At 62.0% G+C, this 12,852-nt stretch carries 9 protein-coding genes and 1 tRNA gene; 8 read left to right on the top strand and 2 right to left on the bottom strand.

Annotation, left to right across the window (positions count from 1 at the left end):
• Positions 1-199: 199 nt before the first annotated feature.
• Positions 200-424 carry a hypothetical protein gene (locus Pan44_RS27495; RefSeq protein WP_197453490.1) on the bottom strand — a complete coding sequence of 75 codons (225 nt, stop codon included), beginning with the start codon at positions 422-424 and terminating at the stop codon, positions 200-202.
• Between the two features lie 33 nt (positions 425-457).
• Here Pan44_RS27495 and Pan44_RS19505 point away from each other — a divergent pair, with 33 nt between their 5' ends.
• On the top strand, positions 458-1,648 hold the full coding sequence (locus tag Pan44_RS19505; protein WP_197453489.1) for a flagellar hook-basal body protein: 1,191 nt from the start codon (positions 458-460) through the stop codon (positions 1,646-1,648).
• An 11-nt stretch (positions 1,649-1,659) separates the two neighbouring features.
• On the opposite strand, the gene mnmG is transcribed toward Pan44_RS19505, so the two are convergent.
• Positions 1,660-3,504, bottom strand: a complete 1,845-nt coding sequence (mnmG, locus tag Pan44_RS19500; RefSeq protein ID WP_145032552.1) for a tRNA uridine-5-carboxymethylaminomethyl(34) synthesis enzyme MnmG — start codon at positions 3,502-3,504, stop codon at positions 1,660-1,662.
• A 672-nt stretch (positions 3,505-4,176) separates the two neighbouring features.
• Between mnmG and Pan44_RS19495 the strand changes: the two genes are divergently transcribed.
• The 7 genes from Pan44_RS19495 to Pan44_RS19465 all read left to right on the top strand — a co-directional run bounded on the left by Pan44_RS19495 (position 4,177) and on the right by Pan44_RS19465 (position 12,818).
• Positions 4,177-4,249, top strand: a tRNA-Asn gene (locus Pan44_RS19495).
• A 440-nt stretch (positions 4,250-4,689) separates the two neighbouring features.
• On the top strand, positions 4,690-6,246 hold the full coding sequence (locus tag Pan44_RS19490) for a class I SAM-dependent DNA methyltransferase (RefSeq protein WP_145032548.1): 1,557 nt from the start codon (positions 4,690-4,692) through the stop codon (positions 6,244-6,246).
• Positions 6,236-7,561 (top strand): restriction endonuclease subunit S, encoded by a 1,326-nt coding sequence (locus Pan44_RS19485; RefSeq protein ID WP_145032545.1) that lies wholly within the window; start codon positions 6,236-6,238, stop codon positions 7,559-7,561. The genes Pan44_RS19490 and Pan44_RS19485 overlap by 11 nt, the downstream gene beginning before the upstream one ends.
• A complete protein-coding gene (locus Pan44_RS19480) occupies positions 7,561-8,028 on the top strand; it encodes a HEPN family nuclease (RefSeq protein WP_145032542.1) in 468 nt (155 codons plus the stop codon). Before Pan44_RS19485 ends, Pan44_RS19480 begins: the two co-directional genes overlap by 1 nt.
• A gap of 41 nt (positions 8,029-8,069) precedes the next feature.
• On the top strand, positions 8,070-9,068 hold the full coding sequence (locus Pan44_RS19475; protein WP_145032539.1) for a DUF4268 domain-containing protein: 999 nt from the start codon (positions 8,070-8,072) through the stop codon (positions 9,066-9,068).
• The gene (locus Pan44_RS19470; RefSeq protein ID WP_145032536.1) at positions 9,065-12,133 is read left to right on the top strand and encodes a type I restriction endonuclease subunit R; all 3,069 of its coding nucleotides are present in this window, start codon (positions 9,065-9,067) and stop codon (positions 12,131-12,133) included. The genes Pan44_RS19475 and Pan44_RS19470 overlap by 4 nt, the downstream gene beginning before the upstream one ends.
• 277 nt (positions 12,134-12,410) lie before the next feature.
• Positions 12,411-12,818 carry a hypothetical protein gene (locus Pan44_RS19465; protein WP_145032533.1) on the top strand — a complete coding sequence of 136 codons (408 nt, stop codon included), beginning with the start codon at positions 12,411-12,413 and terminating at the stop codon, positions 12,816-12,818.
• The last annotated feature ends 34 nt before the right edge of the window (positions 12,819-12,852 follow it).

Genomic DNA, 12,852 nt, shown 5'->3' with positions numbered 1-12,852 from the left:
TCTGGCCTCCCGGAGAACAAACGCCACGCCCCCGGTGAAGAGCAACCGGAAAAGAACGCATCTAGCCCGGGCGCCACAGTCCAGACTCCCGAAACGACGCCTGCGCAAGAACGTGGCGAGCGGATTGCCACGGGAAAAGCCATCGCCCGCGGTGGGAAAACGACCGGGGATGTCCCCGGAGCGACCGAGGACAAATAGGTCAACTGCCGCTGTCCATCCGCCCCGTCCAGCTGATCTTGCCGGATTTCACCGGCCCCGATAGCTTTCCCCGCGCGCCGACCGAAATCGGGATGAAGGCGATCAGGTCGATGCATTTCCGGCCGATGGGAAACGTGGTGAAGGGGAGCCACGCATGGATGCGGGGCGCGGTTCGTATTTGTGTGGTCTGGTGCTCGGCATGGCCGTTGGGGTCGCCGGTACGCACCTCGCTTTGAGCGGCCGTCCCTCCCGGCCCCCGTTGCGGCTCCCTGATCTGTCGATCGGAACGCCGATTTCTCCGGATTCTCCCGAGGCTCATCTTCCGTCCCTCGAGTCGCTCACTCCCGAGCTTCGAACAGCGTTTGCGCCCGAACCTTCGACCGTCCACGCCATCGCGACTGCCCCCGTAGAAACGACACCCGCTCCCGCTTCGCCCGGCGATCCAGCCCCCATCGAGCCGCCGCGTCAGCTCCCGATCATGCCGGATGCCGAGCCTCTGCCGGCCGAACTGCCACGGGAAGATGCCGAATTGCGGGCTTTCATCCGCGATGAACTGCAGACACTCGCGGCCAGCGAACACGACGTCTGGTATGAAACGCTCCGCGGCCTCTCGCGCGACGACGCAACCGAAATCCTGCGAATCTGGAAGATGACCCGCGGTCCCGATTCCGGCGCCGTTTGGCCGGAGCTCGATCAAATCGCGTCTGCTCCTGTCCCGGCCGCTGTCGCGAAAGTCGCGGAAAAGAAACCGCCTGCAAAACCAGCCGCCCCGACGACCAGTCATACGCCGGGTCTGACGCACTTGTCGAGCCATCAGGTTGAGGTTCGTCGCGTGTGCCAGCACAACCTCGCGAACTCTTCCACGCCCGGCTTCAAACGCCGCGAACTGATCGTCTTCGAACACACGGGCCGGTCCCCGAAAGAATCTCCCGATTCTTCGGCGGTCATCTCCCTCATCAACACGTCACAGGGAAAACTGACGACGACGCAGCGGCCACTGGACTGCGCCATTCATGGAAACGGCTTCTTCCAGGTGAAACGGGGCGAAGACGCCTGCCTCACCCGCTGCGGCCGATTTGTGCTCGATCGCTCCCGCCGGATCGCGCTTCCGAGGAGTCAAGGAGAGCCCTGTCCGATCGAACCTGCGATCGTCGTCCCCGTGAATGTCGAGCGCCTGGAGATCCTGGCGGATGGCGAAGTTGCCGGGAGAATCGAGGGGAGCCGGCAAGTTCTGGGAAGGATCGGCCTCGTTCAGGTGGTCGATCCCTCGGCACTCGAGCCCGTCGGCGACAATCTCTTCAAACCGACCGCCGCCTCCGGCGCTGTGTCTGCCACGACTCCTGACCAGCGCGGCGAACTGATGCAGGCCCACATCGAAGAATCGAACGTCGATCCCGCCGAGGAACGACGCAGGCTCGAAGCGCTCGCCGCGCAGAGCGCTTCGCTCTGAACCGACCGCGACTACGCCCCGGTCGTCGTTTCCTGCGGCCTCTTCAGATACACCATCAGCACAGCGAGGTCCGCGGGCGTAATGCCGCTGATCCGCCCCGCCTGTCCGATGTCCCGCGGCTGGACCCGTGACAGCTTTTCCCTGGCTTCGCTCCGCAGCTGCGGAATCGCCCGGAAGTCAAATGCTTCGGGGATCCGCACCGAATTCGTCTTGTCCGCCCGGGCAATGTCGAGTTCCTGCCGCCGAACGTATCCCGCGTACTTCGTCTCGATGGTGACCTGCTCGGTCGCCCTCTCGCTGAGATTCAGGTCCAGCACCGCCGGCGCAAGAGCCTCGAGCGCCGGCCAGTCGATCTCCGGTCGGCGAAGCCATTCCTCGAGCGTCGCTCCCTCGTGCCGATGCTTCTGCAGGTACTCGATCCCTCGGCGGACTTCCAGGTCGTGCTCGCTGAACCGCTCCCAGCGATCGGCGCCAACCAGACCAATCTTCCGCCCCAAAGGCGTCAGCCGACGATCAGCGTTGTCATGCCTGAGCAGCAACCGGAACTCGGCCCGCGAGGTGAACATCCGGTACGGCTCATCCACGCCCTTCGTCACGAGGTCGTCGATCAGGACGCCGATGTACGCCTGGTTGCGGTCGAGGATGAATGGGCCGGCGCCACTCAACTTGAGCGCGGCGTTGATGCCCGCCATCAAGCCCTGGGCGGCGGCTTCTTCATAGCCCGTCGTCCCGTTGATCTGGCCGGCGAAATAAAGCCCCGCGACGCGCTTGGTTTCCAGCGTCGCGTGCAACTGGGTCGGGGGAGCGTAGTCGTACTCGACGGCGTAGCCGTAGCGCATGATCTCCGCCTTCTCCAGGCCCCGGATCGAACGAATGATTTCGTCCTGCACGTCGCGCGGCAGGCTCGTCGAGATGCCGTTGCAGTAAACCTCGCAGGTGTTGCGGCCTTCCGGCTCCAGGAAGATCTGGTGAGACGGCTTTTCCGCGAACCGCACCACCTTGTCCTCGATGGACGGGCAATACCGCGGCCCCGTTGAATGAATCTGGCCGCTGTACATCGGCGCGCGATGCAGGTTGGCCCGGATCGCGTCGTGAATGTGCGGGTTGGTCTCGGTCAGCCAGCAGGAAAGTTGCGGCTCCGTGATGCGATCCGTCATGAACGAGAACGGAACCGGCGGCTCGTCGCCGGGCTGCTCCTTCAGCGCCGAATAATGAATGGTCCGTCCGTTCAGACGGCACGGCGTTCCCGTCTTGAACCGCGCCAGTTCAAAGCCCGCCGCCCGCAGGCTGTCCGACACCGTGCCCGTCGTCCCGTCCCCCGCCCTGCCCCCCGGCGTTTTGGATTCTCCGGTATGCATGATTGCCTGCAGGAACGTCCCGGTGGTCAGGATCACTGCCCGCGACTCATAGACGGCGCCTCCGCGGACTCGGACGCCCGTCATCCGCGCCTCGTCCCCCGTTCCCTCGACGAGAAGTGCTTCAACGCTTTCCTGCCTGAGCGACAGGTTTTCCTGCTGCTCGACGACGTGCTTCATCCGGAACTGATAGGCCTTCTTGTCCGCCTGGGCTCGCGGACTGTGCATCGCCGGGCCCTTCGTCCGGTTCAGCATCCGGAACTGGATCCCTGTTTCATCGGTGCACCGCCCCATCTCTCCGCCCAGGGCGTCGATCTCGCGGACAATCTGCCCCTTGGCGACCCCGCCAATCGCCGGATTGCAGCTCATCTGGGCCACTGAATCGGCGTTCATCGTCAGCAGGGCCGTCCGGGCTCCCAGCCGCGCAGCGGCCAGCGCCGCCTCGACCCCGGCGTGCCCGGCTCCCACGACGACAACGTCATATGAATATTGCGAAGTCATTCTCGTCCATCTGAACCGTCAGACGTCCTCCGCGACCGCCGGTGGATTCCCGTAGCCAGGCGCGGATGAACGCAATCTCGATCGCCAACCTCATGTCGCGACCGGGCTATGACTGTACTGCAATTCGGCAGGCGAACTCGAACGAACCAGACACAATTCGGCGGTGTCCGGTTCCCTGCCGCAGGCCGATCCATCCTGTCACCCCGGCCAGTTCGTGCGCAACCGTTCACGGAGGGATGGAGGGATCATGAACACGACGATTCTCAAACCATCGCAAGCAACCGCACCTTCGGCCATTCTGCCCCGCCGACCGTTCCTTGGGGAACAGCCGGCCCGCGAGGGCGGCGTCTTTCGGCTCCGGAAACGGGCAAGGGAGGAAGGGCAAGGACAACGCACCTCCCCCTGCCACCGTATTTCTTGCCCCGAATGCCCCTGATTGCAGAGATTTGGAACACCCGCCCCGCGGCGAACGGGCCTCGCCGCACGCGATTGGCCCGGTTTCAGGGTCTCCCCTCACGTGAGGAACCGAGGTTCAAAGGTGTTAGAGAACATCACTTGCAGCCCGTCTGGAAACGGACAATACTGCCTCTCCACCGATTGGCCGCCGCGGCCAGTGGGATCGCCTTCTCCTCTGAAAAGGCGACCTCCGGCAAATCGCGGCGGCGATTCCATTCCCGGATAGCTCAATCGGTAGAGCGAGCGGCTGTTAACCGCTAGGTTCCAGGTTCGAGTCCTGGTCCGGGAGCTGAACAGGGCAGAAGCGGAACACCGCTTCCCCACGCGTTAACACAAACGCCGGTCACGAGAGTGCCCGGCGTTTTGCGTTGGAATGCGTGGTTCTCGAATAACTTGCGCCGATGCAGGCGTCGCAGTGGACTCTCAGTGCGGGCGTCGCTCCTACGGCACGCGAGCAGGTTTCAGCCGCGCTTTCGCGCTCGACGGCCTCGACTTGGCCCCAGACTCTCTTTCTCGCGCGAGAGCGCCGCCCCAGTGGTTAACAGGCCAGTTGGTCGACGACGGATGGGCCGAGCGATACGGTGGGGAGCAGTGGCATCATGCCGCAGGGCTGATCGCAAACGACGCGGTCATCGGAGGATGAACTTCCGACGTGACGTCGTCCGCAATCGCGCCGCGCGATTTAAATTGGGCACCACCACATTAGTTGAGTACAGGCGGAACGACGGCATGGCGAAGCGGAAGGCATCCAAAGAATCCAAACGCGATCTTCCGTTTGAAGCACAGCTTTGGAAGGCGGCCGACGCCCTGCGGTCCAATATGGACGCGGCGGAGTACAAGCATGTCGTCCTGGGGCTGATCTTCCTGAAGTACATCTCGGACGCCTTCGAGGAGCAGCACGCGAAGCTGGTGGTCGAGGCAGACAGCGGAGCCGATCCAGAGGACCCGGACGAGTACCGAAGAATCAACATCTTCTGGGTGCCGCCGGAGGCCCGCTGGTCAAACCTGCGGAGCCGGGCGAAGGACCCGATGATCGGGAAGATCGTCGACGACGCCATGCTGGCCGTCGAACGCGACAATCCGACGCTGAAGGGGGTGCTCCCGAAAGATTACGCCCGGCCGAATCTCGACAAGCAGCGGCTCGGGCAGCTGATTGACCTGATCGGCAACATCGGCCTCGGGGACGCCGCCAGCCGGTCGAAGGACATCCTCGGCCGGGTCTACGAATACTTCCTGTCCGAGTTCGCCAGTGCGGAGGGGAAGAAGGGCGGGCAGTTCTACACGCCGCGGTGCGTCGTCCGGCTGCTGGTCGAGATGCTGGCCCCATACAAGGGGCGAGTCTTCGATCCCTGCTGCGGGTCGGGCGGAATGTTCGTCCAGTCCGAGAAGTTCGTGGAAGCCCACGGCGGGCGGATCGGCGACATCAGCGTCTACGGGCAGGAATCGAATCACACCACCTGGCGGCTGGCCAAGATGAACCTCGCCATTCGCGGGATCGAGGCCAACCTCGGGAAGGAACACGCCGACAGTTTTCATCGCGACCTGCACCCCGACTTGAAGGCCGATTACGTCCTCGCGAATCCGCCGTTCAACGACAGCGACTGGCGCGGAGACTTGCTCAAGGAGGACTACCGCTGGAAGTACGGCGTCCCGCCGACGGGCAACGCGAACTTCGCCTGGGTGCAGAACTTCATCGCGCACCTGGCCCCGGCCGGCATGGCAGGGTTCGTCCTTGCGAATGGCAGCATGTCGTCGAATCAGTCCGGCGAGGGGGAGATCCGGAAGGCCATCATCGAGGCCGACCTCGTCGACTGCATGGTCGCGCTGCCCGGGCAACTGTTCTATTCGACTCAGATTCCCGTCTGCCTGTGGTTCCTGACGCGGACGAAGGGGAACGGGCGGTTCCGGAAGCGGCCGGGGGAGACGCTGTTCATTGATGCCCGCAAGTTGGGGACGATGATCGACCGGGTCCAGCGGGAGTTGACCGACAAGGACATCGAACTGGTTGCGGGCACCTACCATGCCTGGCGCGGCGACAAAGGGGCGAAGGAGTATGCGGACGTCGCGGGGTTCTGCAAGGCGGCGACACTGGAGGATATTCGGGGGCACGTGCACATCTTGACTCCGGGGCGCTACGTCGGTGCGGCCGACGCGCAGGATGAATCCGAGCCGTTTGAACTGGCAATGAAGAACCTAGTTTCAGAATGGCGACAGCTTTCCGCTCAGTCGGCTGCGCTCGATGAGCAAATCTCTTCCAGCTTGAAAGGGCTCGGGCATGGCGAGTAGCGCCGGATCGGTCCTATTGCGACTGGGCGAGTTTTGCGATCTCAGGTACGGAAAGATCGTAAAAAAAAGTGAGTTGGACGCCCTCGGATATCCGGTCTGGAGTGGCTACGGAATTGTTGGCTACCACTCAGAGTACATGTTTGAACAGCCGCAGGTTTCAATTACTTGCCGCGGAGTCGGAGGCACCGGCAACGTTCACATGACCCCGCCGAGGAGTTGGGTCACCAATCTCGCCATAACGATCGTGCCCCGAAATCCGGAGCAGTGTGACACGAATTATCTTTTTTGGGCGATGAAGGCCTCAGACCGTCGCCACCTCATTACAGGGTCCGCGCAGCATCAGATCACTATCGAGCACCTGAAGCGGCACGAAGTCCCAATTCCGCCAATCAAAACTCAACGCTCGATTGCCGAAGTTTTGGGCGCGTTGGACGACAAGATCGAGCTGAACCGGCGGCGGAATCAGACGCTGGAGGCGATGGCGCGGGCAATCTTCAAGAGCTGGTTCGTCGACTTCGACCCGGTGAAAGCCAAGGCCGCCATCCGCCGCGAGCACCCCGACTGGACCAACGAACAAGTCAGCCGCACCGCCTGCCCGACGATGCCGGACTCAGTTGCGGCGCACTTCCCAGACACCTTCGATGTTTCCGATATTGGGGCGATTCCGACCGGGTGGTCCGAGACCTGTCTGGCCGCCGAAGTTACTGCCAGCAAAGGCCTCAGCTACAAGGGGCAGCATCTGTGCGAGGCCGGCTTCGGACTACCGATGCACAACCTCAACTCCGTGCTGGAAGGCGGCGGTTACAAACACGCGGGCATCAAGTGGTACGACGGAGTATTCAAGCCGCAGCACCTACTTGCGCCTGGCGATGTCATCGTCACGAACACAGAGCAGGGCTTCGAACACCTGCTGATCGGCTTCCCCGCGATTGTTCCGAAACGGTTCGGGGCTAGGGGCATTTTCAGTCACCACACGTACAAGCTGTCGCGGAAGTCCCAGAGCTACCTGCCGGAGTGGTTCACTTATTTGTTGCTGCGCACGCCCGTCTTTCACGATCTTGTGGCGGGACATAGCAACGGCACCACGGTCAACATGTTGCCGATCGACGGTCTACAGAAACCGCGGTTCGTCCGGCCGCCTCGGCCACTGGTTGAGCAGTACGGAAGGCTTTTCGTTCCCCTGCAGGATCGAATCGAAGTTTCGCAGGAAGAGATCGGGACGTTGGGGGAGATCCGCGATACCCTTCTGCCGAAGTTGATCTCGGGCGAACTGCGGATTCCGGACGCGGAGCGACTCGTCGAGAGGACCAGCTGATGTACTACGAGGACCTTGTGAAGGATTTTGCGAAACGGACGCAGCGAAACCTTGCTGTCATTCGCGAACGCCGAGCTGCAGGAGACGAAGTGTATGACGTCACACAACTCATCAATTCAATGCTGGGCCTGCTCGTGCTCCCGAAGGAGCACTACTACGACAGAATTCCTCAGACTCCGCTTGATGAGCTGCGAGACGCCGGCTGGCCCGCGCCGGTGGTGACCGGTGAAATGCCCGAGCCGAAGGACCTCCGAAAGCTGATGGCCCTTCTTCGCAACAGCATCGCTCACTGCAACATGACGTTCACAGAGCGAGGAGGTCGAATCACAGGAGTCGAAGTTTGGAACACTAAGAATGGGAAGAAGGATGGGGAGCGAAACTGGACAGCCCTATTGTCACTTCAGGACCTTGAATCCATCACCGACCGGTTCACCGAAGTGATCCTCTCATTGCCCTCCAAAGACTAATACGGCCGGGAACTCACCTTCCGAAGCTTGTGGAGAGTCTGATGGCGAATTCGATTGCAGGGCTCGGTCGACTGGAGCGTGTCGAACTACGGGCAGCGTGGGCCAGTGAATCGGGTGACTTCACGCCCTGGCTGGCTCAGGAAGACAACATCCGGCTCCTCGGCGAGGCCATCGGCATCGAGCTGGAGGTCGAAGCCGAAGAGAAAAATGTCGGTCCTTTCCGCGCCGACATCCTCTGCAAGGACCTCGCGAACGGAAACTGGGTTCTGATCGAGAACCAGCTGGAACGCACCGACCATTCGCACCTCGGGCAGCTGATCACCTATGCCGCCGGCCTGCACGCGGTAACGATCGTCTGGATCGCGGCCAAGTTCACCGAGGAACACCGCGCGGCGATGGACTGGCTGAACGAAGTCACCGGCGAGGACATCCTGTTTTTCGCGCTTGAGGTGGAACTCTGGCGGATCGGTAGCTCGCCGATGGCTCCTAAGTTCAACATCGTCAGCTCGCCGAACGACTGGACACGGTCGGTATCCGATGCCCGCAAGGTGATCGAACAGGGAGCCTTGACAGAGTCTGGACAACGGTACGTTGAATTCTGGACCTACTTCGGAGAGCGCATCAAGGAACGAAAAAGTTCCCTGCGGATTCCGAAGCCGAACCGCGATTATTGGAAGACCTATTCCGTCGGTCGTAGCGAGTTCATCGTTTCGGCGCAGGCCTTGGCCCGTGACGAGTTCATTGCCGTGCAGTTGGGGCTGCTGGGACTTCGGGCGAAGCGCAGATATCAGGAACTCATGGCGCGGCGTGCAGAGGTCGAGTTGGCATTAGGAACTCCCCTTGATTGGCGGGAACTGCCGGACAGGAAGGAGAGCCAGATCCGGTTGAGTCGCCACGGAATGGACATGAAAGATCAGAAGAACTGGCCGGCGATGGCCGACTGGTTGATCGAATGGACCGAGAAGTTTCAATCCGTGTTCCGCCGGATCGCAAAGGAAGTCGACATTGAGGAGGACGGATCACCTGAGGACGTCCTGTGAGCCGATTCGCAGAGTCTCATGTGGAGGAAGCCGGCCTCGAATGGTTTAAGGGGCTCGGCTATGCCATCGAACACGGGCCGGACCTCCTGATCTCAGAACGCGGGGACGACTACGGGCGGGTCGTGCTGATCGACCGGCTTCGCAGCGCCCTCTCCCGCCTGAATCCCCGACTTCCCTCCACCGCGATCGACGAGGCCGTCCGGAAACTGACGATCCCGGAGTCCGCGACTCCGCTCGCCAACAATCAGGCGATGCACCGGCTGCTGGTCGACGGGGTTCCGGTCGAATGCCAGCGGGCAGACGGCTCGACCGCCGGTGAAGTGGTGCAGGTGTTCGACTTCAATGATCCCGGTGCGAACGAGTTTCTGGCGGTGAACCAGTTCACGGTCAGCGAGAACAAGCACGAGCGACGGCCAGACATCGTTGTCTTCGTGAACGGCCTGCCGCTGGCCGTCATCGAGCTGAAGAACGCCGCGGACGAGAAGGCGGACGTCTGGAAGGCGTTCTCGCAGCTGCAGACGTACAAGCTGCAGATTCCCTCCCTGTTCGCATGGAACGCGATACTGATTGCCTCCGATGGGCTGACGGGGCGCATCGGGACGCTGACGGCCGACCGCGAACGGTTCATGCCCTGGCGGACGATCGAAGGAGAGACCCTCGCGCCAAAGGTGCTCACCGAACTGCAGATCATCATTGAGGGCGTCTTTGAGAAATCGCGATTCCTGCAGCTGCTCCGCCATTTCATCGTGTTCGAGGACGATGGCAGCGGAAACGTCGTCAAGAAGCTGGCCGGGTATCACCAGTTCCACGCGGTCAACCTGGCACTTGCGTCGACACTGCAGGCCACAAAGAAGACTGGAGATCGGCGGGCCGGTGTGGTCTGGCATACGCAGGGCTCGGGCAAGAGTCTGACGATGGCGTTCTACGCGGGCCGGGTGATTCTCGAACCGGCGATGCAGAACCCGACGATCGTCGTCATCACCGACCGCAACGACCTCGACGATCAGCTGTTCGGGACGTTCTCTCGCTGCCAGTCCCTGCTCAGGCAGCAGCCTGCGCAGGCCGAGAGTCGCGAGCACCTGCGCGAACTGCTGAAGACGGCCTCGGGGGGCGTCGTGTTCACGACGGTCCAGAAGTTCTTCAAAACCGAGGATGAGGTGAAGTTCCCGGTGCTTTCGGACCGGCGGAACATCGTCGTGATGGCGGACGAGGCCCACCGCAGCCAGTACGACTTCATCGACGGCTACGCGGTCCAGATGCGGGATGCGCTGCCCCAGGCGTCGTTCATCGGCTTCACCGGAACTCCGATCGAGAAGGCCGACGCCAATACGCGGGCGGTCTTTGGCGACTACGTCAGCGTCTACGACATCGAGCGGGCCGTTCAGGACGGGGCGACGGTCCCGATCTACTACGAAAGCCGGCTGGCCAAGCTGAAGCTTGATGAGTCGAAGCGGCCGACGCTTGATGAGGAGTTCGAGGAAGCGACCGAGGGGGAGGAGGCCGACCACAAGGAGAAGCTGAAAACGAAATGGGCCGCGCTGGAGGCGCTGGTCGGGGCCGAGGAGCGGATCAACCTGGTGGCGGCCGACCTCGTGGCTCACTGGGAGAAGCGACTGGAGGCGATGGACGGCAAGGCGATGATCGTCTGCATGAGCCGCCGGATCTGCGTCGATCTCTACAACGCCCTCGTGAAGCTCCGGCCGGCCTGGCACAGTGACGACGACGCGGCGGGTGCCGTGAAGATCGTGATGACGGGCTCGGCTTCAGACCCGCTGGAGTGGCAGCCTCATATCCGGTCGAAGCCCCGCCGGGAGGAACTGGCCAAGCGGTTCAAGAAGGCCAGCGACCCTTTCAAGATCGTGATCGTCCGCGATATGTGGCTGACGGGCTTCGACGCCCCCTGCCTGCACACGATGTACGCCGACAAGCCGATGCGCGGGCATGGGCTGATGCAGGCGATCGCCCGCGTGAACCGGGTCTTCAAGGACAAGCCCGGCGGGCTGATCGTTGATTACCTCGGGCTGGCACACGAACTGAAGCAGGCGCTCGCCACGTACACCGAGAGCGGCGGGCACGGGAAGACGGCCATCGATCAGGAAGAAGCGATCGAGGCATTCCTGAAACACTTCGAAATCTGCGAGCAGTTCTTCCACGGGTTCGACCGGTCGAAGTGGATCGGCGGAACTGCCGCGGAGAAGCTCTCGGTCCTGCCCGCGGCCCAGGAACACGTCCTGCAGCAGCAGGACGGTAAGCAGCGGTTCGTGAAAGCCGTTTCGGACCTGTCGAAGGCGTTCGCACTGGCGGTGCCGTCGGATGCAGCCCTCGAAAAGACGGGCGACGTCGCGTTCTTCCAGGGCGTCAGCGCAGTCCTGGCGAAGTCCACGGCCGAGGGAAAGCCGGACCCGGGAGCGGTGGATCACGCGATCCGTCAGATCGTTTCGCAGGCAGTGTCATCCGATGAAGTCATCGACATCTTCGCCGCGGCCGGGCTGAAGAAGCCCGACATCTCGGTCCTGTCGGACGAGTTCCTCGCCGAAGTGAAGGGGATGCCGCAGAAGAATCTGGCGGTCGAGATGCTCAAGAAGCTCCTGCAGGGCGAGATCAAGCAGCGGTCGCGGAAGAACGTCGTGCAGGCCCGATCATTTGCGGATCTGCTGGAGAAGTCGCTCACGAAGTATCAGAACCGGGCGATCGAAACGGCAGCGGTCATCGAGGAGATGATCAGCCTCGCCAAAGACCTCAAGAAGGCCCAGGACCGCGGGGAGCAGCTGGGGCTGACCGAGGACGAGGTCGCGTTCTACGACGCCCTGGAGGTCAATGACAGCGCCATACAGGTGCTCGGCGACGCCCAGCTGAAGGTCATCGCTCAGGAACTGGTGAAGTCGGTCCGTGCCAACCTGACGATCGACTGGACGATTCGGGAAAACGTCCGGGCGAACCTGCGGGTGATCATCAAACGCATCCTGCGGAAGTATGGCTATCCGCCGGACAAGGCCGAGAAGGCGACGGCGACGGTACTCGAGCAGGCGGAGGCGCTTTCGCGCACCTGGACGGCCCAGGACTAATCCTCGGCGATGAGTGAGGCTTCATGTGTGAGGATATCGGAGGATGGCATGACAGCTTGCGGATGGTCAGCCCACCGATTGTAATCGCAGATTCTCAGGGCATCTCACTCGCATGGGTAGCGTCTTGAGAGTTACCGCAACGAGTGAGCGCACAATGGCCAAGCGGTCGTCGTCGAAGAAGCAGGCGAAGAAGAAGACCGACTTCCAACTCTGGTCCTCGACGACTTGGACCGTGAATTGTGGTCGACTGGTGCCTATGCCTGGGCGCCCGAATTCCGTGAAGTCACTCTTTCGCCACGTCGCGGAGAAGATTCCGTTTGAGGCGATCGACAGCGTTCGTAAAGAGTTTCGCTCGCGTGGATGGGACTCCGACGGTGTCTACATTGCTCACGACTCGATGGGGTTCGCTCGATATGTCGGCCGTGGTCAGATCTTTCAGCGGCTGAAAGCGAGAAAGAGGGCAGCGCCACTTGAGTTGCTGTACTTTTCGTTCTACGTCGTCGGCAACAAGAATCATGAACGAGAAATCGAAACGATCATGATCCGACTCGGTGGTGCTCACCTCCATTTCAATGAACGCAAGAAGCGAGTTGACACGACGGCTGGCAACATTCGCGACTACGAGCCGGGTACGCGATTCATTGAACGGCAGCGACGACGTGGCCGCGCAGCACGACTGACCTAGCCTGAGTGCAATACACGAGCGACAGGGCCCGTTC

Source organism: Caulifigura coniformis (genome assembly GCF_007745175.1).
In the GTDB taxonomy this organism is placed as follows: domain Bacteria; phylum Planctomycetota; class Planctomycetia; order Planctomycetales; family Planctomycetaceae; genus Caulifigura; species Caulifigura coniformis.
This window is presented reverse-complemented; position numbering and strand designations above follow the sequence as displayed.

Excerpts from the sequence above, each read along its gene's own strand:
- Pan44_RS19475 (WP_145032539.1), top strand. The coding sequence starts at position 8,070 with ATGGCGAATTCGATTGCAGGGCTCGGTCGACTGGAGCGTGTCGAACTA.
- Pan44_RS19490 (WP_145032548.1), top strand. The coding sequence starts at position 4,690 with ATGGCGAAGCGGAAGGCATCCAAAGAATCCAAACGCGATCTTCCGTTT.
- Pan44_RS19480 (WP_145032542.1), top strand. The coding sequence starts at position 7,561 with ATGTACTACGAGGACCTTGTGAAGGATTTTGCGAAACGGACGCAGCGA.
- mnmG (WP_145032552.1), bottom strand. The coding sequence starts at position 3,504 with ATGACTTCGCAATATTCATATGACGTTGTCGTCGTGGGAGCCGGGCAC.
- Pan44_RS19485 (WP_145032545.1), top strand. The coding sequence starts at position 6,236 with ATGGCGAGTAGCGCCGGATCGGTCCTATTGCGACTGGGCGAGTTTTGC.